Consider the following 24,416-nt stretch of genomic DNA (forward strand, 5'->3'; position numbering starts at 1 on the left):
CTATTGGGTTTTGGTGAGACCATGGAGGACGTTGAGACTCAGGTCGAGAGGCTGTTCCTTGACGCCCAGAACCTTCTGCTGAAGCTACGATTAAAAGAACCTCCTGGGGGCAGACCTACCCTTGATGACGTGGAAAAAGTTGTCCGGGAGGAACTAACGGTTGATGAGGAGGTTGAGGACATAACCGAGGTAATCCGTCAGATGAGGGAGAAGGATTATGACTTCGAGTACTGACGTGGTTCTGGACACCAGCGTCATTGTTAAGGGTATTTTGCCCCCACTGCGTAGGAAACGTGATGATGTTTATCACCGACAGCTCTCCCTTCACTTAAAAGCCAAAGAACTGCTGAAGAAAGCTCAGAACGGAGAGCTAACACTCCATGAACCCGTTATAGCGCTCGTAGAAACTTCAACTGTGCTGTGGAGGCTCTCGAAAAGTGAGAGAATCGTTGATATTGGCATTAGGTTCTTGGAAACGTATTCCGTCTTTTACTCCGACGTCTATCTCCTGGAGGACGCGATGGAAATAGGGCGAAAAACCGGTGCCAGCGGCTTCGACGTCCTTTTCCTGGCCTGTGCAAAAAGGAGGGGTGCAAAACTGATAACCGACGACAGAAAAATGTATGAGAAGGCCCTAGAATCCGGGATAGAAGCCGAACTTCTCAGGGAGACGCCTTCATCTCCATGAGCCTCCTGTAAAGCTCCTCGACCTTTTCGCTCACCTCTTCCGGCGAGAAACCCGCCTTAACGGCCAGCCACGTCGCTCCCCCCGCGCCGACGCCTTCCTTGACGTAGCCGTTCTCGTAGTCCCTGAGGCCCCTGAACTCGCTCTTGGAGAAGTCAAGGTCGGCGGAATAAGTTATTATCCCGATTTCCTTCGCCGTTTCGAGGAATGTGGCGCTTCTGTCATTGACCACCCACTTGGTGGTGGCTATCATGAACCTGTTTAAATCCTCGCCGAGGGCCTTTAACAGGGCTGAAACAGCCAACATCTGCGTTCCTCCAGCCAAGACGACGTTCTTCCTGAAGCCGAGGGAAATACCCACTACCGTTGCCATCATGGGGTCGCCGAACTGCCTCAGGGCCTCAAGCGGGTTGTCCTTCAGTTGACCTTTCCCGATTCCGGCCCTCTCGAAGGCCTCGCCGATTACCCTCTCCTTGAGGCCCTGCGGGTTGTTCGGGGATGCCGAACTCGTCTTCGCGTCGTAGCCGAGTGCCCAGAGTACCGCCTGGGCCGTCGTCGTTCCTCCGGGCGTTGATTCCCCGATGACGAGTTCTTTGATCGGCAGTTTGTTGAGCTCCTCGCCGAACAGCTTGGCGCGCTTTATTATCTCCCCGAATTCGGGTAAAGCCGGCCCCTTTCTGAAGTCCCTGCCGACGGCGTCGCTGACGTGCACGTGCGGGACGAGGGGAGCGAGATAAGTTCCGCCCCTCACGACCAGAACAGGGAAGTTCGCGAGCTCCCTCGCGGCCTTGGTTATTATCGCCGGTGTTGGATGCCCTTCGGGCGTTACGGGAATCACGTCTATGGTCAGGGGCTTCTCGTGGAAGAGGTATTCCGCATCGGCCACCGGTGTGAGCTTCGTCAGCTCAGGGGTTGCCCCGGCGACGCTTATTCCGGGTACGGTGCTTATCTCTGTGTTCCCCAAAACGAGAAGGAAGAGGCTCTCCATTCCAACCACCGCTGGAGTTTTTATCCAAGGGTTTATATGCCCTTCGGCCAACTGGGAACGGTGGGAGAATGGGAAGGGCCCTGATGGTGCTCGGAACCTCGTCCGGAGCCGGTAAGTCGCTCCTCGTTACCGCACTATGCCGGATTTTCTCGAACCTCGGTTACGACGTCGTTCCCTTCAAGAGCCAGAACATGAGCCTGAACTCGGCGCCGGGCATAGAGGGCGGCGAGATAAGCAGGGCACAGTATCTGCAGGCGATAGCATGCAGAAAGAGACCGAGCGTAAAGTTCAACCCGATCCTCCTCAAGCCAGAGGGCAACATGAGGAGCCAGGTCGTCTTCATGGGGAAGCCAATAGGTAGCGTTTCGGCCAGAGAGTACATGCTCTCCCGGAAGGAGGAACTCTTCAGGAAGGCGATGGAAGTTCTAGACGGGCTCAGGGAGGAGCACGACCTGGTGATAATCGAGGGCGCAGGCAGTCCGGTCGAGATTAACCTCAAAGACTACGACATAGCCAACACCCGCGTCATGCTCCACGCAAAGGCCAAGGGAATCCTCGTTACGGATATAGACAGGGGCGGGAGCTTCGCCAGCATAGTGGGCACGATGGAGCTTTTGAATGAACGCGAGAGGGAAGCGATAATCGGCTTCGTCTTCAACAAGTTCCGGGGAGACGCTTCTCTCCTCCAACCGGGCTTTGAGTACCTAGAGAAGCGCTACGGGAAGTCCACCCTCGGCGTTATCCCCTACGTCGAGCACCGCTTACCAGAAGAGGACTCCTTGGCGGAGTTCCCGAAGGTGAAGGGCGAGCTTCACATTCAGATAGTAAAGCTTCCCCACATAAGCAACTTTACAGATTTTGAACCCCTCCACTGGGCCAACGGTGTTGATTACGTCACCAAAGCGGAGGAAATCGAGGGCGACGTTATCATAATCCCCGGGAGCAAGAACACGGTGGAGGATTTGCTCTGGCTGAGGGGGAACGGAATTGAGGAGGCCATCTTGGAGGCCCACAGGGAGGGTTCTTTCGTCGTCGGAATCTGTGGGGGCTTCCAGATGCTGGGCGAGAAGATAATAGACAGAGTTGAGTCAAAGCGCGGTGAGGTCAGGGGCATCGGCCTTCTGCCTGCCAAGACCGTCTTCGAGAAGGTCAAGAGGACGAACCACCTGAGGGCAGAAGTTCTATGGAGGCCGGCTAGGGGACTGGCGGTTGAGGGCTACGAGATACGCTTCGGCAGGAGCACCTCAGAGAGGCCCTTTTCGGTCATAACTGCTATCAACGGGGCGAAGACCTTTGAGCCTGAAGGAGCCGTAGGTAATAGGGCCTTCGGCACCTACCTGCACGGCATCTTCCACAACTTCGCCTTCACCGAGCGGTTCCTCAACTCCCTCCGGGCGGAGAGGGGTCTCGAACCGGTTTCCATCGAAGGCTGGAGCATAGAGGAGGAGATAGAGAGGTTCGCAGGGGTCGTTGAGAGACACCTCGACGTGGAGAGGATTTTAGGGGAGCTGGGGGTTTAGAAATAATCCTCGGGGCTCTCAAGCTCCTTGGGAGGGTGTCTCTTCTTCCACCACCCCTTGGCCGCTCCGACAACGAGCAGGATTACTATCAGCGGGACCAGAACCACCAGGAACGCGGCCGCGAAGAGGAGAAGGCCCAGCCCTATTATCACGCCGATTATCGCGAGGGCTATGAACATCAAAAAACCGCCGATGGACGACCCTGAGCCTTCCATTCAACCACCTCCATGGAGTTCGCGGAAGGCCTTAAATGGTTTTTCCACCAGCCTCGCTATCCTCCCGGCGAGCTTTAACTCCCCTGGAGTGTTCACGTTGAGAGTCAATAGCGGGTTGCTCAGCTCGAAGAACTTTTCTCCCTCGGTTCCAACGGCGTTGAGGCCGATTATTGCGTAGCCCCTGTAGGTGAGGGGGTGCAGGTCCTTTGGTATCCTGCCAAGTGGGAGAACGCCCGTTAAACTCGTCCTCCCGTCGAAGGCCTCCCCTATGGCCATTACATCGCTCGCCTTCAGGAAGGGCAAATCAGCGGAGACACTTATGAAGGGCCCGAACTCGCGGAGGAGGAAAAGGGTGTCCTCCACGTAGCCCCTGCCCGGCGTTTCAACGATGGGAATCCCCTCGCGGAGGCAGAGCTCCCTCGTCTTCGGCGCGTTTCTGGAGACGGCAACGAGCACTTCCCCGACTTTTTTCGCCTCCCCGTAAACGCGCAGGAGCATCGGCCTGCCTCCGACCTTCAGGACGGGCTTCTCCCGGCCCATTCTGCTCGACCGCCCGCCGGCCATGATGATTATCATGGAAGGGAATAGTGGGCAACGGTTAAAAGGCCTTCCGTCCAGTTAGTACCTATGCGGTCTGTCGGTGTGATGTTCCTCTCGCTCCTCATAGTTTTGGCATCTGCCTGTCTCTCAAACGCTCCAGCCGGGGAGAAAACCAGCACGACTTCAGTCCCTTCCCCCCATACACCTGAGACGACACCTTCTTCCCCTCCAGCTCTATCGAACGCAACCTCTCCCAAAATAGCTCAGCAAAACGTAACATCAACGACCCAGACCATTCCAAAACGTGAAAAGTCAAGCCAAATCCAACATAAGAGAACACTGAACCTCTCCTCGGTGAGGAGCTGGGCCTACTGGCTGCAGAACGCCAGCCCGGAGGTTATAGCGAAGAGCGGCTTCGACTTAATCGTCATGGACTACTCAAGGGACGGGGGCGATGAGACAGCCTACACGCGGGAGGAAATAGCCGAGATTAAGGGGGCCGGGGTAATTCCCATAGCCTACATCAGCATCGGCGAAGCTGAGGACTACCGCTTCTACTGGAACGAAAGCTGGAAGACGGAGCCACCGGATTGGCTCGGCCTGGAGAACCCCGACTGGGAGGGCAACTACGCCGTCAAATACTGGGAGGAGGGCTGGAGAAGGATAGTCTTTGAGTACCTCGACAGAATCATCGCTCAGGGCTTTAGAGGGGTTTATCTCGACAAGGTTGATGAGTACTGGTTCTGGGCTGAGAACGGCTACGATGAGAACTGGACTGCGGGGCAGATGATCGAGTTCATACTCCAGATAGCCAACTATGCCCGCTCTAAGGCGGGTGAGGATTTCATTGTAATCCCTCAGAACGGGGAGTGGCTCCTCAACTACGACAACGGGAGCTTTCTTAAGGCCGTCTCCGGCTGGGCGAGTGAAGATGTCTTCTACGACGGCCTCAAACCAAGCCCTTGGACGGACGAGAAAGTTCCCCTCCTGGACAGGGTTGTTAAGGCGGGAAAAGTTGTTCTGGTCGTGGACTACGTAGATGATAGGACAAGGAGCGGGGAAGACCTCGCGAGAATCCTTGACTTCATTGAAAAGGCCAGGGAGAGGGGATACATACCCTACGCGGCACTCGAAGACAGGGAGCTGGACGAGCTTAACGTGATTCCAGGGGTTCAGCCTCCTACAGAAAAATGACCTTGAGAGAATATGGGGCTTTTCTAAAATCTTTGTCCATTGTTACAATAGTTAGGTCTTTCGAAACTGCAACGGCACATTGATAAGCATCGTCAAAGTCCAATCCATACTTCTGGTGAAACTCGACGACCGTTTGGTACTCTGAATCGGAAAGCGTTACAATTTCGACGTTTGGAAGCGTGTCTTGGAGGAAATCCAGAAAACCTCAGCTCGTCCAAGCCTAAAAAGAACAACCCCTATCGAATGAAGAGTGAAATCACTCATGACAAGTTCTCATGGGTGGGAATTCAAAAATCGCTTTGCTACCTCTTTCTTTTCTTGACCTAGAAGAATCTCAAGGAAAACGTTCGTGTCAATCAGATACATTCTCCCGCCACTCCAAGGCCTTGTGCTGAAGCTCAACGGAGGTCATCTTAACGTCCTTCAGCTTTCCTTCCCATGTAAACCTGAATCCTCTAACCTCCCGCTTTCCATATTTCTGGAGCAGGAACTCCGCGTAGTCTAAAAGCTCCCTTCGGGCCTCGGGTGGAAGTTTGGCAAATATTCTCTCCACCTCTTCCATTCTCCCACCGCCTTTTTTTGCGTGTTATCCTTTAAATCCATTGCCATGCAAACGCCATAACCAAAAGCGTCCCGGTCCTCGTTATCTCCGCCACTGCCCCTATGCAGTCGCCGTTAAGGCCGCCGAAGTTCTTCAGCGAGATGTGTATGACATAAACCCCTGCCAAAAGGCCGAGGAGAGATGCAAGCGAGGAGGGTTCGATTAAGACAAAGGGGATCAGCAGGAGGAGGTAAAGGGCCGTTCCGATGGCCATCTGTTTTCGGTTCATACCCTCCATGAAGTATGCCCCCAAACCGGAGCCGAGCGGTTTCCTGGTTGCCAGTGCGAGGAGCATGGCGAACTTGGAGTTGAGTTCGGCCAGAAAGAGCGCGTAGAAGGGAAGGAGCGGGAGCGAGTAAACCTGGAGGAGCAGAACCATGACCACCGCGAAGAGGCCCGCTATTCCGGTGTTCAGATCCTTCATTGCCTTTATTTTCTTCTCGCGATCGCCCTTCACCATTATCCCGTCGGCCCAGTCGGCGAGGCCGTCAAGGTGCAGGAGGCCTATGGTGAGGTAGAGCGCGAGGAGTGCAAGAACGTTGGCGAGGGGGGGTCTGAGGTAAAGAACGGCCGTCGGGAGGGCTGAAGTAACCATGGAGAGGAAAGGAAAAGCCCAGAGTTCTTCCCTGGCCTTCTCGAAGTCTCCTTTTACTGGAATCCTTGTCAGGAACGGCAGGAGGTTCTTCATGGCTAGTCCCTCTCGAAAAGCCTCGTCATACAGCCAGCTATGAAGCCGCCAACCGCGTCGTCGAGGAACGGTGGGAGCTCCTTTAAAATCCCGGGCTTTCTCGTGTCGTAGTAGAAGAAGTTGAAGAGCGCAATCTTGCCGCCTATCAGCTCGGCAATGCTTATCCCTATCAGCTCGTCGGCAACTAAGTTCACCGGGTCGCCCTCAATTTCAAAGTTCTCCTCAAGGAGGAGCGCGGCCGTGAGCAAAGCTTGGACGTTGATGTCGTCGAGGTATCTCAGCATGAGGCTTTTGAGTTCCTCGCGGACTTTCTCCCTCTCCTCGCCGATGTAGAGCTCCATCGCCGTATCGAGCATGGCGTTGAGGGTTATGCCCTTTGATTCGAGCTGAAGGAGGAGTTCTTTTCGTTTCATTCTCTCACCAGCCTGAACCTTATCCAGTAGTACCTCTCGCTCTCCTCAGTCGAGAGAACCTCAAGAGCAAAGCGCTCCTCAAAGAGCGGAGATGCTAAAACAACCGTGTGGAACTCCCCAAATTCCCCGATGGGATCTATTCCCGGATTGTTCTTCCGAAAACGCTCCAAGTCATCAACCGAACGGAAGGTGTAGCCAAGCCACTCCTTGCCGAGCTTCTCTTTCTTTACTGCGATTATCGCGTACTCAAAGCCAGCCCTCAGGATTTCCTCCGCGAGTTCCTTTGTGTCCCTCCCCCAGAGGGGCTCAAGGGGCTTAACCCCCGCCTTTTCTGATAGCAACTCAACCCACTTCAGGTGATCTTCAAGGAGAACGTTTCCGGCTATTAAATAGTCAACGCCAAGTGAACCTATGAACTCGGCTAGGACTTCACTCCCGTCCGCCATATCGAAGGCGAGTAACTTCCGCCCCATAGCTTTAGCCAGAGTTTTCAACGCTTTAAGGTTCTCCCAATGGGGTGAGAGACCGATGGTTGTCTTCAGTGCGAGTAGGTAGAGAACCTCGATTCCACCTTTCTCGGCCAGATGAAGTGCGTAAAGTCCGTCCTTTCCACCTGAAAAGAACGCTACCCCCTTCAACCTATCGCCCCCGTCACGGTTATAAAGACGTTGGCACTTTTATCCATTATGCTCCTGAGGTTTGAAGAGCTAAGAAAAGTCGGCGACGTTTACATAAACCCCCGGAACTTCAAGGTTGCACCTCTCTTTATCCGGGACTGGAGAGACTTTTTGGGCCTCGATGAGGGGACTTACGGCCCCTACGCCCGGACGATTTACAACCCCGGAGAGCGCTTTCTCGCCGTGGACAGAAAAGATGAAAAGCTCGCTAAGGAGCTTGAGGCCCTTTACCGGGAGCTTCTCCGTCGGCCCCTGCGGTTCTGCCGCGAGGAGTACTACCGCTACCAGCTTGAGGTGGGCGAGTTTCATGGCCTGCCATTCGCCAACGGCTGGCCCGGCTCGGGAGTGGTGCTCGTGGGGGAGGCGCCGGGAAGGAAAGGCTGCGGGAAGACAGGGATATGCTTCTACCGCGACGCCTCCGGAATGTTGCTCAGGAAGACGCTCTTCCAGCTCGGCGTCAACCCTGACTTCGTCTACATCACCAACGTCCTCAAGTGCAACCCGCCGGGGAACAGGTTGAGGGGCTTCGGTGAGGGTGATCTCAGCCTCCTCCAGCGGGAGCTTGAGATCCTGAAGCCAGAGGCCATATTTGCCGTCGGCAGAACGGCGGAGAAGGCCCTGAAAAGGCTCGGCTATGAGGCCGTTTACCTCCGGCACCCCGCCTGGTACGTGCGCCGGGGCCTGAGGGAACCGAAGGAGGAGATGCTGGAGGAGTACTCAGTGATAAAGGAGGCCTTCGGGGAATGGAAGTTCTGACGGTTTTTCTACTCGCCCTCCTCTGGGACCTGCTCATTGGAGAGCCGCCGGCGTTAGTCCACCCGGTTGTGTGGTTCGGTAAGCTGGCGGAGTTTTTTGACGAACGCTGGGGGCGAAAAGGTCCTCTTCCTGACTTCTTAGCCGGAACGCTGACAGCTCTGGTCGTTCTTCTCTTTGCCATTGCCCTCTCACTCCTACCGTTCTACCTTCCCTTTCCCCTTAACTACACTCTCGCGGTTTACCTCCTCAAGAGCTCCTTCGCGATAAGGAGCCTCCACGAGCACGTTTCGAGGGCGGTAACCGCTGACATCGAGGAAAAGAGGAAGGCGGTGTCAATGATAGTCAGCAGGAACACTGAGACCCTCGACGGGGCGCATCTTAACTCTGCGGCGATAGAGAGCCTCGCCGAGAACCTCAACGACTCGGTGATTGCGCCACTCTTCTACTTCCTCCTCTTCGGCCTTCCAGGGGCACTGGTTTACCGCGCCGCTAATACACTCGACGCGATGCTGGGCTACAGAAACGAGCGCTACGAGTTCTTCGGCAAGTTCCCGGCGAGGCTCGACGACCTCCTCAACTTCGTCCCGGCCCGCTTAACCGTTCTCCTCTACCTCCCGTTCGGCGGACGGAGGGTTTTAAAATACTACCGCCTCGCTCGCTTCAAGCTCAACTCCGACAAGCCAATTGCGGCCATGTCAGCGGTTCTTGGGGTCATGCTCGAAAAGCCCGGCTTCTACCGCTTTCCCGGAAGGGAGCCGGTCAACGACGACATAAGGCGCGCCCTGAGGGTTTACTGGCTGGTTGTTGCCGAATGGGTGATTATAGTTACGTTACTCCTTGCAACGGGGGTGTTTCCATGCTTGAGCCCGTGAATTTCAAAACCCACCATGGTGGGGCGAGGGAGGAAGGCTACCTTGACTTCTCGGCCTCGCTGAACCCATATCCGCCGGAATGGCTCGACGAGATGTTCCAAAGGGCAAAGGAGATAAGCACCCGCTACCCCTACTACGAGGAGCTTGAGGAGGGGCTTGGAGAACTTGTGGGAGGGCAGGTAACGATTACGGCGGGCATTACGGAGGCCCTCTACCTCCTTGGAATACTCACGCTCCGCGGGAGGAAGGTGGTAATCCCGCGCCACACCTACGGTGAATACGAGAGGGCTGCGAGGATTTTTGGAGCGGAGGTCATTAAAGGTCCGAACGAGCCTGAGAAGCTCGCGGAGCTGGTTGAGAGGGACTCAGTGGTTTTCTTCTGCAACCCGAACAACCCGGACGGGAGATTCTACCGCGTTAAGGAGCTGAAACCCCTCCTCGATGCGGTGGAGGACAGAAAAGCCCTCCTAATCCTTGACGAGGCCTTCATAGACTTTGTCAAAGATGCCGACAGCCCCGAAGGGGAGAACATCGTAAAGCTCAGGACCTTCACCAAGAGCTACGGCCTGCCCGGGATAAGGGTTGGCTACGTTCTCGGCTTCAGTGAGGCATTTAGGAGCGTCAGAATGCCCTGGAGCATAGGCTCAACCGGAGTTGCTTTCCTTGAGTTCCTGCTCAAGGACGGCTTCGAGCATTTAAGGAGGATGATGCCCCTGATCTGGCGGGAAAAGGAGAGGCTGGAGAGGGAGCTCAGGGTTAAAAGTGACGCTAACTTCTTCATTAAGCGCGTTGGAGACGCGAAAGAATTCGCCGAGGCTCTCAAGAGGTACGGAATCCTTGTGAGGAGCTGTGAGAGCTTTAGCCTGCCGGAATACGTCCGTTTCTCCGTCAGAAGGCCGGAGGAGAACGGGAGGTTGATTGAGGCCTTTCGGGAGCTGGGAGAAGGGTTTTAAATCTGAAGGGACATTCATTTTTGGTGATGGCATGCACGAGCTCTACACGGCCCTTGCCGAGTACTACGACGCGATCTACCGGAGAAGGGCCGAGCGCGTTGGGAAGGAGATTGACTTCGTGGAGGAGCTCTTCCAGAACGAAGCCGAACGAGAAGTAACGCGGGTTCTCGACCTTGCCTGCGGAACCGGAATCCCAACGCTCGAACTGGCGGGGCGCGGTTACGAGGTGGTCGGCCTCGACCTCCATGAGGAGATGCTTGCCGTTGCGAGAAGAAAGGCCGAAAGGGAAGGGCTTAGCGTCGAGTTCATTCAGGGAAACGCGCTTGAGATTGATCTTGAGGAAGAGTTCGACGCCGTGACGATGTTTTTCTCCAGCATTATGTATTTCGACGATTCTGCAATTCAACAATTATTTAATTCTGTAAAACAGGCGCTGAAACCGGGGGGCGTTTTCATCGCAGACTCCCCGTGCTGGTACTACGGCGGAAGGGACGGCCCGATAGTATGGGACGAGCGGAAGGGCGATGAGAGGCTTGTCATAACCGACTGGCGCAAGGTCGAGCCTGCCTTCCAGAAGCTCCGCTTCAAGAGACTCGTGCAGATAATAAAGCCCGACGGGAGCGTTAGGGCCTTCATAGTGGACGATGAACTGGACATCTACACACCGAGGGAGCTGAGGCTTTTGGCTGGGGGGCACTTCAGGAAGGTCAAAATCTATGGAGACCTCCACGAGCTTAGGCCAAACGACAGAAGGTACTGGCTGGTGGCGGTGAAGTAACCCCAAACTTTTTAAACCTCGAGCTCATTTCTATACCCCGGTGGTGCCTATCGTCCACCGTAACGCCGATTTCGACCTTTAGTAAAGCCTTCCGCGCTTCTTGGTTAGCCTCTACTCCGGCACCACCGGCGTTGCTAAGATTTTTAAGCCGCCCTTCTGAGGGTAACCCATCTTCAAAAATCCAAAAGGGTGATGTCCATGCTTCCTAAGACCTACGACCCGAACGAGATTGAGCCGAAATGGCAGAAGTTCTGGCTGGAAGAGAAAATCTACAAGTACGAGCTCGACGAGAAGAGGCCGAGCTACGCGATAGACACGCCTCCCCCGTTCACGAGCGGAACGCTCCACCTCGGCCACGTTCTCAGCCACACCTGGATCGACATCATCGCGCGCTACAAGAGAATGACCGGCTACAACGTGCTCTTCCCGCAGGGCTTCGACAACCACGGGCTTCCAACGGAGCTCAAGGTGGAGAAGGAGTTCGGAATAAGCAAGGATCAGCCCGAAAAGTTCCTCCAGAAGTGCGTCGAGTGGACATGGCAGGCTATCGAGGCGATGCGCAACCAGTTTATCAGAATAGGCTACTCCGCCGACTGGGACCTTGAGTACCACACGATGGACGACTGGTATAAAGCCGCTGTTCAAAAGTCCCTCATCGAGTTCTACAAGAAGGGTATGCTCTACCGCGACAAGCACCCCGTCTACTGGTGCCCGAGATGCAGGACGAGCCTTGCCAAGGCTGAGGTTGGCTACGTGGAAGAGGACGGCTTCCTCTACTACATCAAGCTCCCACTAGCTGACGGCTCCGGCTACGTGCCGATAGCCACGACGAGGCCCGAGCTGATGCCTGCCTGTGTGGCTGTCTTCGTGCACCCGGACGACGAGCGCTACAAGGACGTCGTCGGCAAGAAGGTGAAGCTCCCGATATTCGAGCGCGAGGTGCCGGTTATAGCAGATGAGGACGTTGACCCGAGCTTCGGAACCGGTGCGGTCTACAACTGTACCTACGGCGACGAGCAGGACGTCGTCTGGCAGAAGCGCTACAACCTGCCGGTCATCATAGCCATCAACGAAGACGGAACGATGAACGAGAGGGCGGGACCATACGCGGGGCTGAAGACCGAGGAGGCCAGGGAGAAGATAGCAGAAGACCTTGAGAAGATGGGCCTGCTCTACAGGAAGGAGAAGATAAGGCACCGCGTGCTGAGGCACACCGAGAGGAGCAGCTGTATGGCCCCGATTGAACTGCTCCCCAAGACCCAGTGGTTCATCAAGGTCAAGGACTTCACGGACGAGATAGTCAAGGTGGCGGAGGAGATAAACTGGTACCCGAGCGACATGTTCCTCCGCCTGAAGGACTGGGCCGAGAGCATGGACTGGGACTGGGTCATAAGCAGGCAGCGCGTTTTCGGAACGCCGATTCCCTTCTGGGTCTGCGACAGCGGTGAGGTTATCCTGCCAAACGAGGAGGATCTGCCGGTCGATCCGCGCTTTGACAAACCCCCGAGGAAGTGCTCCGATGGAAGCGAGCCGAAGCCCGTTACCGACGTCCTCGACTGCTGGGTCGATTCCAGCATAACCCCGCTCATCATAAGCAGGTGGCACGAGGCCATCAAGGGCGACGAAGAGGCCAAGCGCTGGTTCGAGCACAACTTCCCGACCGCACTAAGGCCGCAGGGAACGGACATCATAAGGACGTGGGCCTTCTACACGATATTCAGGACGTACGTGCTAACAGGAAAGAAGCCCTGGGACGACGTCCTCATCAACGGAATGGTTGCCGGCCCGGACGGCAGGAAGATGAGCAAGAGCTACGGCAACGTCGTCGCTCCCGACGAGGTTATACCTAAGTACGGCGCTGACGCGCTCCGCCTCTGGACCGCCCTCGCTCCGCCCGGAGAGGACCACCCCTTCAAGTGGGAGACCGTCGACTACAACTACCGCTTCCTCCAGAAGGTATGGAACATCTACCGCTTCGCCGAGAGGCACCTCGCCGACTTCGACCCAGCCAGCGCTCCGGAGGAGCTCGAGCCCCTCGACCGCTGGATCCTCAGCAGGCTCCACAGGCTCATCAAGTTCGCCACCGAGGAGATGGAGCGCTACCGCTTCAACCTGCTCACGAGGGAGCTCATGACCTTCATCTGGCACGAGGTCGCCGACGACTACATCGAGATGATCAAGTACCGCCTCTACGGCGACGACGAGGAGAGCAAGCTGAAAGCTAAGAAGGCGCTCTACGAGCTGCTCTACAACATAATGCTCCTCCTCGCCCCGTTCGCGCCGCACATAACCGAGGAGCTTTACCAGGAGATGTTCAAGGGGCATGTTGGAGCCAAGAGCGTGCATCTCCTCGAGTGGCCGAAGTTCAAGCCCGAGAGGATTGACACGGAAGCCGAAAAGCTCGGAGAGCTCGCGAGGGAGATAGTCGGTGCCATGAGGCGCTACAAGAACAGCCACGGCCTCGCTCTGAACGCCAAGCTCAAGCACGTGGTCATCTACGCCACGGACAGCTACGACATGCTGAAGGCCATCGAGAGGGACATCGCGGGAACGATGAACATCGAGAGGCTGGAGATAATCAGAGGCGAGCCAGAGCTGGAGGAGCGCATTGTTGAGATAAAGCCCAACTTCAGGACCGTCGGACCCAAATATGGCAAGCTCGTTCCGAAGATAACCGCCTACCTCAAGGAGAACGCGGAGGAGGTTGCCAAGGCACTCAAAGAGACTGGAAAGGTCGAGTTCGAGGTTGAGGGCCAGAAGGTCGAGCTCGGCAAGGACGACATAGTGCTCAGGAAGGCGGTCTTCAGTGAGGGCGAAGAGGTAGAGACTGCCGTCGTTGGGGACGCGGTTGTCGTATTCTTCTGAGTCTTTCTCTGAGTCTTTCTTTCCCTTTCCGGTTTCTAAGCCGCAGATAAAAAGTTTCAACAGTTGTAGCACACCATAGCCGCCTTTTTGAGCAGGATCACGCGGTAGAGCTTTCCGTTTATTATCCTCGCATTGGATATCTTGTTGAGGTGGTGTATCCTCTTCCGCTCGAGCGCTATCAGGTCGAGCTCCCTCAGGACCTTCACGAAGTCCTCCCAGCGGATTTTGAGCCACTTGGAGTACTCATCAAAGAGCTCCTTCTCAACGACCCTGTAGACCCTTCCGTCCACCATGTAGCGGGTGGCCCTCTTCGGAAGTTCTTTCCTCAGGCGCCAGCGGGCATGGAGGGGCTCCTGGAACTCGTAAACTGCCTCGTCCATGGACTTTCCTTCCACCATCATCTTGAGGATTATGCCGAGAATGCGGTTTATCCTGTCGGGGACGCCTATGACGTCGCCCCTTAGGACTATCTTCCTCCGGCGGACCTTTATTCCTGCCCCTTCAAGCTCCTCTCCGATTTTAGGGGTAGTTTTCTTTTTGTTCCCTCCGGTATCGACGATGCCGCCGATTATGAATGCCTTAACGCTGAAGTCCTCCTCGCTCAGAACCTTCTCGGCCCACGGATCGAGGAGGACGACCTCGTCTATGCCGTTCTCCCTCAAAAATTCCGCTGTTGGGCCATCGTAGGTCGTTATCCTTCCGAGGGGGCCGTGAAACATTGATTTAAACTCATCGTTGGCCCAGGTGACGGCCAGCTCTCTCCCCGTGAAGTAGTCCCTCAGCAGGCCGTAGCTCTGGCTTACCTGGAGGCATATCTTGCCCTTCTCCTTCTGGGTGTGCCTGTCCCAGTGGTAGAGGTCAATGACGAAGTACGGCCACTCGGGCAATTTTGAGCGGAGTTTCTCGGGAGATAGAACCATCTCGAACTTGTCCGCCATGCACAGCGGGGCGTAGGCGTAATGCGAGCCCTCGACACGGTTGCCGTTCAGGTCCCAGGCCACTGCGGTTTTCTCCGGGACGCGGAATATTGCTCCCTTTCCGTTGACTATCTCCACCGCGATGTCCTGGAGCTTGTTCCTTGACTTCCTGAAGCGCTTTGAGAGGACGCCTATGCTCTCGATTCCCTTCTCTTTCAATGCCTCCCTGAGAACGTCGGCGAGCGTTTTCATGGCCATCGGTTGGGGCTCGGGCGGGGGTTTAAAAAGTTTGCCTGTTATTTCGGGACGAAAGATTTTTAAACGCTCCCCCTTCCCTAATATCGAGCCCCGGTGGTGTAGCCCGGTCAAACATGCGGGCCTTTCGAGCCCGCGCCCCGGGTTCAAATCCCGGCCGGGGCACCATAAGAAACTTTTGCGCACCATAAGAAACTTTTGCCAAGCAAAAGTTTCATCAAAGTTTGTGGCTCTGTTCTATAAACCACCAAGCTAAGTGTTTTTCATACGCAATTGCCGTTCTGCAACGAAAATACCCTTCAACGCGACTTTAGTAGGGGTTTTCTGTTCTTCAACACCCTCCGGGTGTTTTTCAAATCAAACTCCCGAAAAAGTATTCCTGAAGCGATTCTCCCAGGCAAATGGGGAGGTCATAAAAACACAGTTTACCCACCGTTTTCAAGGAGCAACAAACTTTTCATTCGGTCATCTCTACGGTTGGTGACGGAAAGTTTTTGAGGTTTACGTTGTGCCCATAATAGAATCCGCATGGTGAACCCGATGCTCGCCGTTAGAGTCCCCAAGCGGGAAGCGGAAAAAGTTAGGAGAAGGCTCATAGAACTCGGCGTTCTGGCTAAAGGATACGCCGTCAAGCGGGAGGGGGAGTTCATACTCTTCCCAGTCACGGAGCCAGTGGAGGGCTTCGAGCTCGTCGAAGCTGAATTCAAGAAGCTTGAGAGAAGACCCCACAGCTACCGTGAGGTCGTTGAGGTTCCCGAGGAGGTTAAACCGCTTCTCCCGAGTTCCTTTGACATAATCGGGGACATAGCGATAATCGAGCTCCCCGAGGAGCTGATGGATTACGGCAGGGCAATTGGCGAGGCTATTCTCAAAGTCCATAGGCACATAAAGGCCGTCTTTGCCAAGGGGAGCAAAGTTGAGGGAGAATACCGCGTGAGGGAGCTGATTCATCTTGCCGGTGAGAACAGAACTGAGACACTCCACCGCGAGAATGGAATACGGCTCAGGCTCGACGTGGCTAAAGTCTACTTCTCCCCGCGCCTCGCCACCGAGAGAATGAGGGTCTTTGAGAAGACCCAACTGGGGGAGGTCGTCTTTGACATGTTCGCCGGAGTCGGGCCCTACGCGGTACTTCTGGCTAAAAAGGCGAAGCTCGTCTTCGCCGTTGATTTGAACCCCTGGGCGATAAAGTACCTTGAGGAGAACGTACGGCTGAATAAAGCCCGAAACGTGGTTCCGATCCTCGGCGATGTGAGGAAGGTCGCGGGCAAAGTCAAGGCCGACCGCGTGATAATGAACCTCCCCAAGTTCGCCGACCGCTTTCTGAGGGAGGCGATGCTGAGCGTTAAAGACGGTGGAGTAATCCACTACTACGGCTTCGGGCCGGAGGAGGACCTCTACTCCGAGCATGAAGCGAAGATTAAAGCTGTTGCGCGGGAGCTCGGCTTTACCGTTGAGTTTCTGGAGGAAAGAAAGGTTCGTCCCTACGCGCCGCGGCAGTTCAACATAGCGATTGACTTCAGGGTTTTGAAGTGATGTTTTGTATGGAGAACGCCTTTTAAAAGTGGGTTGTTTCCCGGATAAAACACCCAAAAAGTTAGAAAAAGAGATCACTTCCCCGCTATCTTTACGTTCTCGAACTTTATGAAGGGCGTTATCATCGTGTTCATGAAGGGCATGACCGTCTGCTCCCTTGAGACTTCGCTCGCCTGCTTGAGAAGCTCGTAGACGTTTCCAGCGATGAGGAACACGCTTGAGCCAACTACCTCGCCGTCCTCGATGAGGAATGCTGGATTTGCGGTAACTGCAAAGTTTCCGTTGTCGGGGTTGCTTGAATGGGCACCCTGGAAGCCGTCCACGAAGTAGCCGCGCTCGATTTCGGCTATCATGTCCTCAAGCGAGCGCTTGCCCCTCTCTATGACAACGTTGTGGAAGCCTATGTTTACCCCGCCGCTCCTCAGGTCGCGCTTCCCGTTCCCGGTGCTCTCGGTTCCGTAAACCTTCGCCCAGTAGTTGTCCCAGACGAAGCCCCTGAAGGTTCCTTCCTCGATGAGGACGTTCTTCCTCGTCGGAACGCCCTCGCCGTCCGCTATGGTCTGCTCGATGGCCAGCTCGTGGAACGGGTCGTCGTAGAGCGTTATGACGTCGCTCGCTATCCTCTCCCCGACCTTTCCCGCTAAGGGAGTGGTCTCCTTAACGAGCCTCTCACCGCTGAAGGCCGGCAGGAGGGCGTAGCTGAATAGCCCGGCAATCGCCCAGGGGCCGAGGATAACCGGTACTTCCTCGTTTTTGCTGGCTTTGACGCTGTAGGCCCAGCTGACCTTTCTGACGGCCCTCTCGACGACACCCTCGACGTCGAGGTTTAAGTCCCTCCTCGCGTCGAAGTCGAAGATTCCGGGCGTTACAACGTCGCCCTTCCTTCCAACGAGCTCGACGAAGAAGAACGCGGCACCGCCCTCCTGGAAGACGTCAATCCCGTGGGAATTGATGATGTGCCTCTCCTCCCAGCTAACACCTCCTTCACCGCCCGCAACGACGACGTGCTCGTCCTTCTCGCGGGCGAGCTTTATTGCTTTACCGAGCATCTCCACCAGCTTATCCGGCGAGGCCTCCTTCAGCTCGTAGTTGGGCTTTGGCCTCTCCCTGTACTTCCCAGGCTCCGGGAGGGAAACCCACTTCTCATCGGGGCTGTTGAGCTTCGCCATCTTCACGGCCTGCTCGATTGCCTCTTTAACCCTGCTCTCCTCGTCGCTGTCCACTATGGCCAGGCCGAGGCGCTTGTCCTTGATTCCGCGGATTATCGTTACCGCACCGCTCCTGGTTGAGGCCATCGAAATCTCGTTCAGCTCGACGTTCGCGCTGACATCACGGGAGCGGTAAAGGGCGATCTCAACCTCGTCGAAAAACTTCTCGGCGTAGCGTATGAGGTTCTCCATCTCCACCACCTCACCCGATTAGTATTCCCCCGTCGAAGCGCATGTGCGGTCCACCCGAGCTTACAAAGGCCGTCTGTCCCTTGCCGCAGAAGCCAACCTCGAGGCCGAAGTCCTTACCAACGGCACTTATCTTCTTCAGCGCCTCGATGGCGACGCCGGTGATGGAGGTGTCCCTTATCGGCTCGGCTATCTCGCCGTTCCTTATGACGTAGCCCTCCTGGATTCCTACCTGGAAGGCGCTGTTCAGCTGGGCCTGACCGCCACGGAAGTCAACCACGTAGTAGCCGAACTTGATGTCCTCGATGAGCTCCTCGAAGGAGTAATCACCGGGCTCGAAGACGGTGTTGCGCATCCTGATTATCGGCGGGTAGCGGTAGCTCTCAGCCCTCGCGTGGCCGTTGGGTTCCATGCCCCACTTGTGGGCGTACTCGCGGTTGAGCATTATCTCCTTGAGAATTCCGTTCTCGATGATGTGTATGTCCCTGACCGGAACTCCCTCGTCGTCGTACCTGTCGTTTCCGAAGCCGCCCTCAACGTAGCGCTCGCTCATCGTGACGTATTCAGGAGCAATCTGCTTGCCTATGAGGTCCTTGAAGGGCGAGTTTATCGTTAAGTCCGCCTCCGCGAGGTGGCCCAAAGCCTCGTGGGCGATGATTCCAACGACGATTGGCCCAGCAACGATCGGCCACTCGCCGCGCTTAGGAGCTACTCCTTTCAGCTGGCTGTGCATCTTCCTGAGGAGCCTCTCGGTAACCTTTTCGTTCGGCTCTATCTCGGTCATGAGCTCCCAGCCGTAGTCCACCGCTCCAATGCTGTCCCTCGCCATAGCGAGCTTACCCTCTGCCTTTCCGGTGACGTAGGTTCCCTGGTAGAGGTAGTTATAATCCCACTCTATCCTCGTCCCCTCGCTGGTGAGGAGTATTTTTTGCCCGCCGCCGTCCTCGTAGCGAACCTGGACGCTCTTGACGGCGCTGTCTTCCTTGAGGAGCTTTTCCAGCTCCCTCAGGTGGGCAACTTTCTCCTCTATGTCCACTTCCCTCGGTTTGACCTTCATCCTGCTCTTCACGAAGTCCTGCACCGGCTCAATCTCGGCCAGCTGGATTTTCTCCCTCTTCGTCTGGGCCGCGGCTTTGGCTAACTTGTAGGCCTCTTCGATTTTCTTCTCAAGGTTGTCCAGCTCGCTGGTCGAGGCGAAGCCCCACGCTCCATCCGCCAGAACTCTGATGGCGACCCCCCTGTGGAACTTCCCTGTAAAACTGGTGAAGACGCCGTCCTTGAGGCCAAGGGTGGTCTTCTTCAAATCCTCGTAGCGGAGCTCTATGTACTCGGCCTTCAGATTCTCCTCAGCCCACTTAAGGGCCCTTTCGAGTGCCTCCATGGTCACCACCGTAGATGTTTGTCCAGTTATGGTATCGAGGGTCTCATATAAAAGCCTTTTGAGCCTTTCGATGAAGGTCGAAAGAGAATACAGGTTATTACCCGGTTATAGAACAGAAGCCAAACAACATCGGTTGTAGACATTTGTTCCTAACGAAAGTGTTATATATGATGAGTGAAAACAACTTAATGCAAGAACCCGTTGGGGGGGGTCGATGCGGAGGCGTGCATTGCTGGCCGTGTTTGTGGCCCTGCTGCTGGTTGGGGCGTACGGAGCGTACGTGGTCAGCTACCCCAAGTACCCTGAAGTTAAAGGGTGCGTCAACCCCTTCGCCATCACAAAGCCCGTTAGCAGGGTTCAGGAGAACTGGTCTAAAGCGCACATGTTCTTCAAGCTCGCAACTACACGGGACTTCTGGAAGCTCGCAAAGCCCTGGGACGTTGACTACTCTCACGTTAAGATCGTCAAGCATACCATCGAGTACGATGGTGAGAGGATAACCATGCTCGCTATGGGAATTCCACTGAAGGACAAGAAGCACGTAATAGCAATTTACGAGTTCTCAAAGCCGGTGCAGGGAGTGAAAGTTACCTCAAAAGAATTCCTAGTACACAATGAGACAATATTTGTGAGGGCCATTGGTGTAAATGGAGATATTAAACCTCTGTCAGATTGCACTCATGAATGCTCCAGTGATGCTGACTGTGGTTTTATGTGCATGCAATACTGTTGCAGGAGAAGCTATAATATACCATGCATGATTTCATGTTGTGGGGCCTGTGGATTTGCAGGAGATCCAGCACGTGTGTTTGTCTGCGTCCTTACTATCTGCCCATGGTGTTATGAGGGTTGCAACGAATGTGTGGAATATGGCTCTTGGTGTATGGATCTTGCACCTTGAGGAGGAGATCCCATGAACGACTGGTCCGGCGTGGCACTGCTCTTTGTATTTTCATTTTTGGGGTACATAGTGGGTGCCAAAATCTTTAAAGACAAAACAAAGGCCAGTACTATTGCCCTTGCAACATACATTCTTGTTACGTTGATACTGTGGAAGTTTGGCTGGAATGTTAAAGTTGTTCCCATTGTGGTGGCAGGTATCGTTGTGTTGAGTTTGAATCTCCTTGGCCTAAAACTATGAAATATTTGATGATCGTAAGGAACGGCTAAGTGCGACAGTAAATGTAGGTCTGCCAAAAACAATACTGGTTCACAATTAGTAGTAGGTAACATTTTTATTCCCCCCCACAAACCCACAACCATGAAGGCCGAGATCAAGAACCTCATAGACCGCGGGACTTACAGGAAGCTCCCGCTCTTTGAAGGAGAACTGCCCGAGGGAAGCTATGCCCAGATAGTTGAAGTCAAGCCGGGGCAGACGGTTAGGAGGCACTACCACCTCCACCAGTACGAGCTGTTTTACATCATGAGCGGTGAGGCCAAGCTGGGGATAGGTGAAACGGAATACACTGCAAAGCCCGGCGACATCTTTCTCGTCAAGCCGAGAACCGTCCACTGGGTTATCAACGAGCGGGACGAGCCCTTCAGGCTCTTCGTGGTGAAGCTGAACTACAGGGGCGACGACTCGGTGTGGCTGGAGGAGTAACGATGGCCGAGAAGGTCATCGGAATCCTCGGGGGCATGGGGCCACTCGCAACGGCCGAGCTCTTCAGGAGAATAGTCGAGAAGACCCCTGCAAAGCGCGACCAGGAGCACCCGAGGATAATCATCTACAACAACCCGAAGATACCGGACAGGACGGCCTTCATACTGGGGAAGGGTGAGGACCCGAGGCCCGAGCTCATAGACAGCGCGCGAAAGCTCGAAAGCTGGGGCGCGGACTTCATCATAATGCCCTGCAACACCGCCCATTTCTTCGCCGAGACGATTCAGAGGGCGATAAGAATCCCGCTCGTAAGCATGGTTGAAGAGACGGCGGAAGCGGTCAAGAGAATGGGCCTCAGGAAGGTCGGTCTCCTCGCGACGGACGGCACGATAAAGGGCCTCGTCTACCACAGGGCACTTCTCAGGAGGGGCATTCAGGTGGCGGTTCCTAACAGGAAGGACCAGGGGCTCGTTATGAGGGGAATCTACGAGGGTGTCAAGGCCGGGAACGTTGAGCTGGGGAGGAAACTCCTCCTGGACGTGGCCAGAAGGCTCGAGCGCAGGGTCGACGGGATAATAGCCGGCTGCACGGAGGTCAGCGTTGCCCTGAAGCCTGAAGACCTCAAAGTTCCTCTCATCGATCCGCTCGACGTGATAGCGGAGAGGGTAGTGAAGCTTGCCCTTGGCCTGGAGGAACTCAGAGCTCGATGACCATTCCGGAGTGGGCTTGTGGAAGCGCCCGCGGCAGGTCTTCAGAAAGGCTATACCAGCCTCAATCAGGTGCTCTGACCGGTGTCGAAGAGGATTCTCTTTCCGCCCTTTTCCACAAGAAAACTCACCCCGTGCTGTGCAAGATAGGGGCTTTCGTAGCCAGAATAGTCCTCGAGGAGGACGTGTATTAGCATGGGTTTCACCGGGGGAATTGGGGAAAGGTGGAGTTATAGTTTTCGGCCGAAACCCCTTAAAACCCTCCCGCGAAGTTAGCCCGGTGGTGAGCATGGAGATAGGTGTCGTTGGAAAGCCAAACGTTGGGAAATCGACCTTTTTCTCGGCGGCTACTCTCGTTGACGTTCAGATAGCCAATTATCCCTTCACTACCATCGATGCGAACGTTGGTGTAACGTACGCGATAGCGGAGCACCCCTGCAGGGAGCTCGGCTGTAATCCGAACCCCCAGAACTACGAGTATAAAGATGGCCTCGCGCTCATTCCGATAAAGATGATAGACGTGGCCGGCCTCGTTCCGGGGGCGCACGAGGGACGTGGCCTGGGCAACAAGTTCCTCGACGACCTGAGGATGGCCTCTGCCCTAATCCACGTCGTTGACGCCACCGGCAAGACCGACGCCGAGGGCCAGCCCACGGAGCATCACGACCCGGTCGAGGACATAGAGTTCCTTGAGAAGGAGATAGACTACTGGATATACGGCATCCTCAGGAAGAACTGGGAGAAGTTCGCCAAGAGGATAAAGCTCCAGCACCTCAAGCTCGCCCAGGCAATAGCGGACCAGCTGACGGGAATTGGGGTTACGGAGGAGGACGCCTTCGAGGCCATCCACAAGCTCGGCTTGGACAGCGACCCGACAAAGTGGAGCGATGAAGACCTGCTGGCCTTCGTCCGGGAGCTGAGGAAGGTAAACAAGCCGATAATCATAGCCGCCAACAAGGCCGACGCGGCCGCCGATGCCCAGATAGAGCGCCTGATACGAAAGGGGAAGAGCAGGGGCTACATAGTCGTTCCCACGAGTGCCGCGGCAGAGCTCACCCTCAGAAAAGCCGCAAAGGCTGGCTTCATAGACTACGTTCCCGGCTCGAGCGACTTCAAGATCCTGAAGCCAATGAGCGCCAAGCAGGAAAAGGCTCTCCAGCTCATTAAGGAGAAAGTTCTCGATAGGTTTGGCTCCACCGGCGTGCAGGAGGTCATAAACAGGGCAACCTTCGAGCTGCTCAACCTCGTCCCGGTTTATCCCGTGGAGGACGAGCACAAGCTGACCGACGGGTTCGGTAACGTCCTGCCCCACGTTCACCTGCTTCCGAAGGGCTCGACGCCGAGGGATTTGGCTTACAAAGTCCACACAGACCTCGGAAAGACCTTCCTCTACGCCGTCAACGCCAGAACCCACAGGCGTGTTGGAGAGGACTACGAGCTGGAGTTCAACGACATCATCAAGATTGTCGCTACCGCAAGATGAAGCGGCCGAGAAGAATCAGCGGGAGGAAAATCACTGGCCCGCAGACGGCCTCTTCATTTTCTTCACTGGACGTTTCTTGAGGTGTGCCTTCTTGGATAGTCCTTGTGCCCACCCTCTGACGCTCACACGGGTCAAAACCTATCCTCTGGAGGCTCAGGTCGGCGAGATAGACCTCGGAGATATTGTATTCTTCCGCGTACATGCAGATTAATGCGGAGAACTCCCTCACCTGCGATTCGTTGGTTAGGTCAGCGTAGCTCAGGGCGAGTATTGAGATGTTGAGGGACTTAAGCTTTTGAATCTGGTCGAACTCCCATTGAAGTTCGCTGTCATCAAAAACCTCGTAGCGGTCGATTGAGAAGTTGTAGTACGTCACGAAGTCCTCAAGAAGGACATAATCAACGTAGGGCGCTATTTCCTCGGCTATCGAGAAGCCTCTGTTGGCGATTATTGTGATGTCGGGATAGCGCTCCCTAATGGCCCTCACGAGATTGACCATTGCGTCCTTTTTCTCGGGATATAGGTCCACGTAATCGAGGTTGTCAAGAAAAACTCCGTCAAAGCCCTGGGAAAGGATATATGGAACCGCCTCTTCCAAAATTATGCGCTCCCATTCAGGTGACGAAAAGTCCACTACTCCTTCATCCCAGTTCTGGTTTTCTCCTATTAGCAGGCCTTCCGGGAGGTTCTTTGCCCATGGTTCCCAGCCACCGATTGTCGCGAGGCTGACGTAGCCGACAACGGTGTGGTTAGCCGATAGCTCCGAAACGTAGGTCGAGTTTACGGTAGGTGAGAGGATTATTATGTCGAAGCTATCAAGCTCAGGGAACTCTGAGGGGCCTATCTGGCCGTAGTAGACCGCGAAGCTTGCTGAGACGCGTGTTGTAAAGATCGAAAAGCAGATTAAAACCAGCAAAACGAAAAACTTGGCCCACTTCACCCCAGTCCCTCCGTCCAGACAATAAACTGCACCTGGCATGGAAACGCTTCCCTCGGAACCGGTGTCCAGTAGTTCGCCCAGTAATTTACCGGCTCAAGGACACCTTCGTGTTCAATTAGGCCAAGACCAGCAACGTGTTGCGGATCTCCAAAGCACACCAACTCAACTTTCGCACCGTTAAGACGTTCTTTTAGGGCCCATATGCGGTACTCAACTTTATACGTACCGTCTCCATTGTCCTCAAGCCATGCTTCAACTTTGAACTTTCCCGAGTCATCGACTGGATGCGTCATGCCTTGGGGGTCTACATTTAGCATTATCGTATGTGGTGTGGACAACCCAGTTGCCACACGGAAAACTATTAGGACGATAACAAGGGCCACGGCTATCATGAAAAGATACTCCAGAGAGCCTTGGGCCCTGTAGTTCCAGCGCTTCATAGCCGCCCC

30 protein-coding genes and 1 tRNA gene are annotated in these 24,416 nt (G+C 55.2%); 16 read left to right on the top strand and 15 right to left on the bottom strand.

The annotated features are described in order from the left end of the window. The first annotated feature begins 21 nt into the window (after positions 1-21). Together E3E27_RS02510 and E3E27_RS02515 are read left to right on the top strand one after the other, a co-directional pair. Positions 22-234: a hypothetical protein gene (locus tag E3E27_RS02510; RefSeq protein ID WP_167773328.1), complete on the top strand. Its 213-nt coding sequence runs from the start codon at positions 22-24 to the stop codon at positions 232-234. After that, positions 218-688 (top strand): type II toxin-antitoxin system VapC family toxin, encoded by a 471-nt coding sequence (locus E3E27_RS02515; protein WP_167773329.1) that lies wholly within the window; start codon positions 218-220, stop codon positions 686-688. Before E3E27_RS02510 ends, E3E27_RS02515 begins: the two co-directional genes overlap by 17 nt. On the opposite strand, the gene cobT is transcribed toward E3E27_RS02515, so the two are convergent. Then, positions 663-1,673 carry a nicotinate mononucleotide-dependent phosphoribosyltransferase CobT gene (gene cobT / locus E3E27_RS02520; RefSeq protein ID WP_167773714.1) on the bottom strand — a complete coding sequence of 337 codons (1,011 nt, stop codon included), beginning with the start codon at positions 1,671-1,673 and terminating at the stop codon, positions 663-665. The two genes, E3E27_RS02515 and cobT, sit on opposite strands and share 26 nt — an antisense overlap. 68 nt (positions 1,674-1,741) lie before the next feature. On the opposite strand from cobT, the gene E3E27_RS02525 reads away from it, so the two are divergent. Next, positions 1,742-3,193: a cobyric acid synthase gene (locus tag E3E27_RS02525; protein WP_167773330.1), complete on the top strand. Its 1,452-nt coding sequence runs from the start codon at positions 1,742-1,744 to the stop codon at positions 3,191-3,193. On the opposite strand, the gene E3E27_RS02530 is transcribed toward E3E27_RS02525, so the two are convergent. From E3E27_RS02530 to E3E27_RS10690, 3 genes are read right to left on the bottom strand one after another with little or no spacing between them, the layout of a single operon-like run. Then, a complete protein-coding gene (locus tag E3E27_RS02530; protein ID WP_167773331.1) occupies positions 3,190-3,408 on the bottom strand; it encodes a hypothetical protein in 219 nt (72 codons plus the stop codon). The genes E3E27_RS02525 and E3E27_RS02530 overlap by 4 nt on opposite strands. After that, the gene (locus E3E27_RS02535; protein ID WP_167773332.1) at positions 3,409-3,984 is read right to left on the bottom strand and encodes an NTP transferase domain-containing protein; all 576 of its coding nucleotides are present in this window, start codon (positions 3,982-3,984) and stop codon (positions 3,409-3,411) included. Next, entirely contained in the window at positions 3,981-4,205 is a 225-nt protein-coding gene (locus E3E27_RS10690; RefSeq protein WP_240910673.1) for a hypothetical protein, read from the bottom strand. The genes E3E27_RS02535 and E3E27_RS10690 overlap by 4 nt, the downstream gene beginning before the upstream one ends. An 82-nt stretch (positions 4,206-4,287) precedes the next feature. Between E3E27_RS10690 and E3E27_RS02540 the strand changes: the two genes are divergently transcribed. Next, on the top strand, positions 4,288-5,142 hold the full coding sequence (locus E3E27_RS02540) for an MJ1477/TM1410 family putative glycoside hydrolase (protein WP_240910660.1): 855 nt from the start codon (positions 4,288-4,290) through the stop codon (positions 5,140-5,142). Here E3E27_RS02540 and E3E27_RS10695 read toward each other — a convergent pair. The 5 genes from E3E27_RS10695 to E3E27_RS02565 all read right to left on the bottom strand — a co-directional run bounded on the left by E3E27_RS10695 (position 5,129) and on the right by E3E27_RS02565 (position 7,482). Continuing rightward, entirely contained in the window at positions 5,129-5,341 is a 213-nt protein-coding gene (locus tag E3E27_RS10695; protein ID WP_240910661.1) for a PIN domain-containing protein, read from the bottom strand. The two genes, E3E27_RS02540 and E3E27_RS10695, sit on opposite strands and share 14 nt — an antisense overlap. 153 nt (positions 5,342-5,494) lie before the next feature. Next, positions 5,495-5,704, bottom strand: a complete 210-nt coding sequence (locus E3E27_RS02550) for a DUF2281 domain-containing protein (RefSeq protein WP_167773334.1) — start codon at positions 5,702-5,704, stop codon at positions 5,495-5,497. Positions 5,705-5,735: 31 nt separating this feature from the next. Then, a complete protein-coding gene (cobS, locus tag E3E27_RS02555) occupies positions 5,736-6,431 on the bottom strand; it encodes an adenosylcobinamide-GDP ribazoletransferase (protein WP_167773335.1) in 696 nt (231 codons plus the stop codon). A gap of 2 nt (positions 6,432-6,433) precedes the next feature. Beyond that, complete coding sequence (gene cobZ, locus E3E27_RS02560) at positions 6,434-6,844, bottom strand: alpha-ribazole phosphatase CobZ (protein WP_167773336.1); 411 nt, start codon at positions 6,842-6,844, stop codon at positions 6,434-6,436. Next, entirely contained in the window at positions 6,841-7,482 is a 642-nt protein-coding gene (locus E3E27_RS02565) for a diphthine--ammonia ligase (RefSeq protein ID WP_167773337.1), read from the bottom strand. The genes cobZ and E3E27_RS02565 overlap by 4 nt, the downstream gene beginning before the upstream one ends. A gap of 48 nt (positions 7,483-7,530) precedes the next feature. Here E3E27_RS02565 and E3E27_RS02570 point away from each other — a divergent pair, with 48 nt between their 5' ends. The 5 genes from E3E27_RS02570 (at position 7,531) to E3E27_RS02590 (ending at position 13,745) form a co-directional block, all read left to right on the top strand. Then, positions 7,531-8,277: a uracil-DNA glycosylase family protein gene (locus E3E27_RS02570; protein ID WP_167773338.1), complete on the top strand. Its 747-nt coding sequence runs from the start codon at positions 7,531-7,533 to the stop codon at positions 8,275-8,277. Then, the gene (gene cbiB / locus E3E27_RS02575; RefSeq protein WP_167773339.1) at positions 8,265-9,149 is read left to right on the top strand and encodes an adenosylcobinamide-phosphate synthase CbiB; all 885 of its coding nucleotides are present in this window, start codon (positions 8,265-8,267) and stop codon (positions 9,147-9,149) included. The genes E3E27_RS02570 and cbiB overlap by 13 nt, the downstream gene beginning before the upstream one ends. Beyond that, positions 9,134-10,102 carry an aminotransferase class I/II-fold pyridoxal phosphate-dependent enzyme gene (locus E3E27_RS02580; RefSeq protein ID WP_167773340.1) on the top strand — a complete coding sequence of 323 codons (969 nt, stop codon included), beginning with the start codon at positions 9,134-9,136 and terminating at the stop codon, positions 10,100-10,102. Before cbiB ends, E3E27_RS02580 begins: the two co-directional genes overlap by 16 nt. A 31-nt stretch (positions 10,103-10,133) precedes the next feature. Beyond that, positions 10,134-10,880 carry a class I SAM-dependent methyltransferase gene (locus E3E27_RS02585; RefSeq protein ID WP_167773341.1) on the top strand — a complete coding sequence of 249 codons (747 nt, stop codon included), beginning with the start codon at positions 10,134-10,136 and terminating at the stop codon, positions 10,878-10,880. 198 nt (positions 10,881-11,078) lie between these two features. Beyond that, the gene (locus tag E3E27_RS02590) at positions 11,079-13,745 is read left to right on the top strand and encodes a valine--tRNA ligase (RefSeq protein WP_167773715.1); all 2,667 of its coding nucleotides are present in this window, start codon (positions 11,079-11,081) and stop codon (positions 13,743-13,745) included. Positions 13,746-13,801: 56 nt separating this feature from the next. Here the strand turns inward: E3E27_RS02590 and trm10 are convergent, their stop codons facing one another. Further along, positions 13,802-14,914 carry a tRNA (guanine(9)-/adenine(9)-N1)-methyltransferase gene (trm10, locus tag E3E27_RS02595; protein ID WP_167773716.1) on the bottom strand — a complete coding sequence of 371 codons (1,113 nt, stop codon included), beginning with the start codon at positions 14,912-14,914 and terminating at the stop codon, positions 13,802-13,804. A gap of 93 nt (positions 14,915-15,007) precedes the next feature. Between trm10 and E3E27_RS02600 the strand changes: the two genes are divergently transcribed. Both E3E27_RS02600 and E3E27_RS02605 read left to right on the top strand, forming a co-directional pair. Next, positions 15,008-15,085, top strand: a tRNA-Glu gene (locus tag E3E27_RS02600). A 372-nt stretch (positions 15,086-15,457) separates the two neighbouring features. Then, positions 15,458-16,453, top strand: a complete 996-nt coding sequence (locus E3E27_RS02605; protein WP_167773342.1) for a class I SAM-dependent methyltransferase family protein — start codon at positions 15,458-15,460, stop codon at positions 16,451-16,453. Positions 16,454-16,527: 74 nt separating this feature from the next. Here the strand turns inward: E3E27_RS02605 and E3E27_RS02610 are convergent, their stop codons facing one another. Further along, positions 16,528-17,853, bottom strand: a complete 1,326-nt coding sequence (locus E3E27_RS02610) for a TldD/PmbA family protein (protein WP_167773717.1) — start codon at positions 17,851-17,853, stop codon at positions 16,528-16,530. A gap of 10 nt (positions 17,854-17,863) precedes the next feature. Then, positions 17,864-19,231 carry a TldD/PmbA family protein gene (locus E3E27_RS02615; RefSeq protein WP_167773343.1) on the bottom strand — a complete coding sequence of 456 codons (1,368 nt, stop codon included), beginning with the start codon at positions 19,229-19,231 and terminating at the stop codon, positions 17,864-17,866. 214 nt (positions 19,232-19,445) lie between these two features. On the opposite strand from E3E27_RS02615, the gene E3E27_RS02620 reads away from it, so the two are divergent. The 4 genes from E3E27_RS02620 to E3E27_RS02635 all read left to right on the top strand — a co-directional run bounded on the left by E3E27_RS02620 (position 19,446) and on the right by E3E27_RS02635 (position 21,547). After that, positions 19,446-20,132: a hypothetical protein gene (locus tag E3E27_RS02620; RefSeq protein ID WP_167773344.1), complete on the top strand. Its 687-nt coding sequence runs from the start codon at positions 19,446-19,448 to the stop codon at positions 20,130-20,132. A gap of 12 nt (positions 20,133-20,144) precedes the next feature. Continuing rightward, positions 20,145-20,372: a hypothetical protein gene (locus E3E27_RS02625; RefSeq protein WP_167773345.1), complete on the top strand. Its 228-nt coding sequence runs from the start codon at positions 20,145-20,147 to the stop codon at positions 20,370-20,372. A gap of 120 nt (positions 20,373-20,492) precedes the next feature. Then, positions 20,493-20,837 (top strand): cupin domain-containing protein, encoded by a 345-nt coding sequence (locus E3E27_RS02630; RefSeq protein ID WP_167773346.1) that lies wholly within the window; start codon positions 20,493-20,495, stop codon positions 20,835-20,837. Positions 20,838-20,839: 2 nt separating this feature from the next. Further along, positions 20,840-21,547, top strand: coding sequence for an aspartate racemase (locus tag E3E27_RS02635; protein ID WP_167773347.1), 708 nt, complete (start codon positions 20,840-20,842; stop codon positions 21,545-21,547). 65 nt (positions 21,548-21,612) lie between these two features. Here E3E27_RS02635 and E3E27_RS02640 read toward each other — a convergent pair whose 3' ends face one another. Then, entirely contained in the window at positions 21,613-21,741 is a 129-nt protein-coding gene (locus E3E27_RS02640; protein WP_305793604.1) for a hypothetical protein, read from the bottom strand. Positions 21,742-21,833: 92 nt separating this feature from the next. Here E3E27_RS02640 and E3E27_RS02645 point away from each other — a divergent pair, with 92 nt between their 5' ends. Further along, positions 21,834-23,027 (top strand): redox-regulated ATPase YchF, encoded by a 1,194-nt coding sequence (locus E3E27_RS02645; protein WP_167773718.1) that lies wholly within the window; start codon positions 21,834-21,836, stop codon positions 23,025-23,027. Here E3E27_RS02645 and E3E27_RS02650 read toward each other — a convergent pair. Both E3E27_RS02650 and E3E27_RS10700 read right to left on the bottom strand, forming a co-directional pair. Beyond that, the gene (locus E3E27_RS02650) at positions 23,014-23,967 is read right to left on the bottom strand and encodes an endo alpha-1,4 polygalactosaminidase (RefSeq protein ID WP_371731547.1); all 954 of its coding nucleotides are present in this window, start codon (positions 23,965-23,967) and stop codon (positions 23,014-23,016) included. The two genes, E3E27_RS02645 and E3E27_RS02650, sit on opposite strands and share 14 nt — an antisense overlap. Continuing rightward, positions 23,964-24,407 carry a class III signal peptide-containing protein gene (locus E3E27_RS10700; protein ID WP_240910642.1) on the bottom strand — a complete coding sequence of 148 codons (444 nt, stop codon included), beginning with the start codon at positions 24,405-24,407 and terminating at the stop codon, positions 23,964-23,966. Before E3E27_RS10700 ends, E3E27_RS02650 begins: the two co-directional genes overlap by 4 nt. Positions 24,408-24,416: the final 9 nt, after the last annotated feature.

The organism is Thermococcus sp. MV11 (assembly GCF_012027285.1).
Taxonomy (GTDB): Archaea; Methanobacteriota_B; Thermococci; order Thermococcales; family Thermococcaceae; genus Thermococcus; species Thermococcus cleftensis.

Bases quoted from the DNA above. Each gene is read 5' to 3' on its own strand.
- E3E27_RS02510 (WP_167773328.1), top strand. From the start codon at position 22: ATGGAGGACGTTGAGACTCAGGTCGAGAGGCTGTTCCTTGACGCCCAG.
- E3E27_RS02515 (WP_167773329.1), top strand. From the start codon at position 218: ATGACTTCGAGTACTGACGTGGTTCTGGACACCAGCGTCATTGTTAAG.
- cobT (WP_167773714.1), bottom strand. From the start codon at position 1,673: ATGGAGAGCCTCTTCCTTCTCGTTTTGGGGAACACAGAGATAAGCACC.
- E3E27_RS02525 (WP_167773330.1), top strand. From the start codon at position 1,742: ATGGGAAGGGCCCTGATGGTGCTCGGAACCTCGTCCGGAGCCGGTAAG.
- E3E27_RS02530 (WP_167773331.1), bottom strand. From the start codon at position 3,408: ATGGAAGGCTCAGGGTCGTCCATCGGCGGTTTTTTGATGTTCATAGCC.
- E3E27_RS02535 (WP_167773332.1), bottom strand. From the start codon at position 3,984: ATGATAATCATCATGGCCGGCGGGCGGTCGAGCAGAATGGGCCGGGAG.
- E3E27_RS02550 (WP_167773334.1), bottom strand. From the start codon at position 5,704: ATGGAAGAGGTGGAGAGAATATTTGCCAAACTTCCACCCGAGGCCCGA.
- cobS (WP_167773335.1), bottom strand. From the start codon at position 6,431: ATGAAGAACCTCCTGCCGTTCCTGACAAGGATTCCAGTAAAAGGAGAC.
- cobZ (WP_167773336.1), bottom strand. From the start codon at position 6,844: ATGAAACGAAAAGAACTCCTCCTTCAGCTCGAATCAAAGGGCATAACC.
- E3E27_RS02570 (WP_167773338.1), top strand. From the start codon at position 7,531: ATGCTCCTGAGGTTTGAAGAGCTAAGAAAAGTCGGCGACGTTTACATA.
- cbiB (WP_167773339.1), top strand. From the start codon at position 8,265: ATGGAAGTTCTGACGGTTTTTCTACTCGCCCTCCTCTGGGACCTGCTC.
- E3E27_RS02580 (WP_167773340.1), top strand. From the start codon at position 9,134: ATGCTTGAGCCCGTGAATTTCAAAACCCACCATGGTGGGGCGAGGGAG.
- E3E27_RS02585 (WP_167773341.1), top strand. From the start codon at position 10,134: ATGCACGAGCTCTACACGGCCCTTGCCGAGTACTACGACGCGATCTAC.
- E3E27_RS02590 (WP_167773715.1), top strand. From the start codon at position 11,079: ATGCTTCCTAAGACCTACGACCCGAACGAGATTGAGCCGAAATGGCAG.
- trm10 (WP_167773716.1), bottom strand. From the start codon at position 14,914: ATGAAAACGCTCGCCGACGTTCTCAGGGAGGCATTGAAAGAGAAGGGA.
- E3E27_RS02605 (WP_167773342.1), top strand. From the start codon at position 15,458: ATGCTCGCCGTTAGAGTCCCCAAGCGGGAAGCGGAAAAAGTTAGGAGA.
- E3E27_RS02610 (WP_167773717.1), bottom strand. From the start codon at position 17,853: ATGGAGAACCTCATACGCTACGCCGAGAAGTTTTTCGACGAGGTTGAG.
- E3E27_RS02615 (WP_167773343.1), bottom strand. From the start codon at position 19,231: ATGGAGGCACTCGAAAGGGCCCTTAAGTGGGCTGAGGAGAATCTGAAG.
- E3E27_RS02620 (WP_167773344.1), top strand. From the start codon at position 19,446: ATGCGGAGGCGTGCATTGCTGGCCGTGTTTGTGGCCCTGCTGCTGGTT.
- E3E27_RS02625 (WP_167773345.1), top strand. From the start codon at position 20,145: ATGAACGACTGGTCCGGCGTGGCACTGCTCTTTGTATTTTCATTTTTG.
- E3E27_RS02630 (WP_167773346.1), top strand. From the start codon at position 20,493: ATGAAGGCCGAGATCAAGAACCTCATAGACCGCGGGACTTACAGGAAG.
- E3E27_RS02635 (WP_167773347.1), top strand. From the start codon at position 20,840: ATGGCCGAGAAGGTCATCGGAATCCTCGGGGGCATGGGGCCACTCGCA.
- E3E27_RS02640 (WP_305793604.1), bottom strand. From the start codon at position 21,741: ATGCTAATACACGTCCTCCTCGAGGACTATTCTGGCTACGAAAGCCCC.
- E3E27_RS02645 (WP_167773718.1), top strand. From the start codon at position 21,834: ATGGAGATAGGTGTCGTTGGAAAGCCAAACGTTGGGAAATCGACCTTT.
- E3E27_RS10700 (WP_240910642.1), bottom strand. From the start codon at position 24,407: ATGAAGCGCTGGAACTACAGGGCCCAAGGCTCTCTGGAGTATCTTTTC.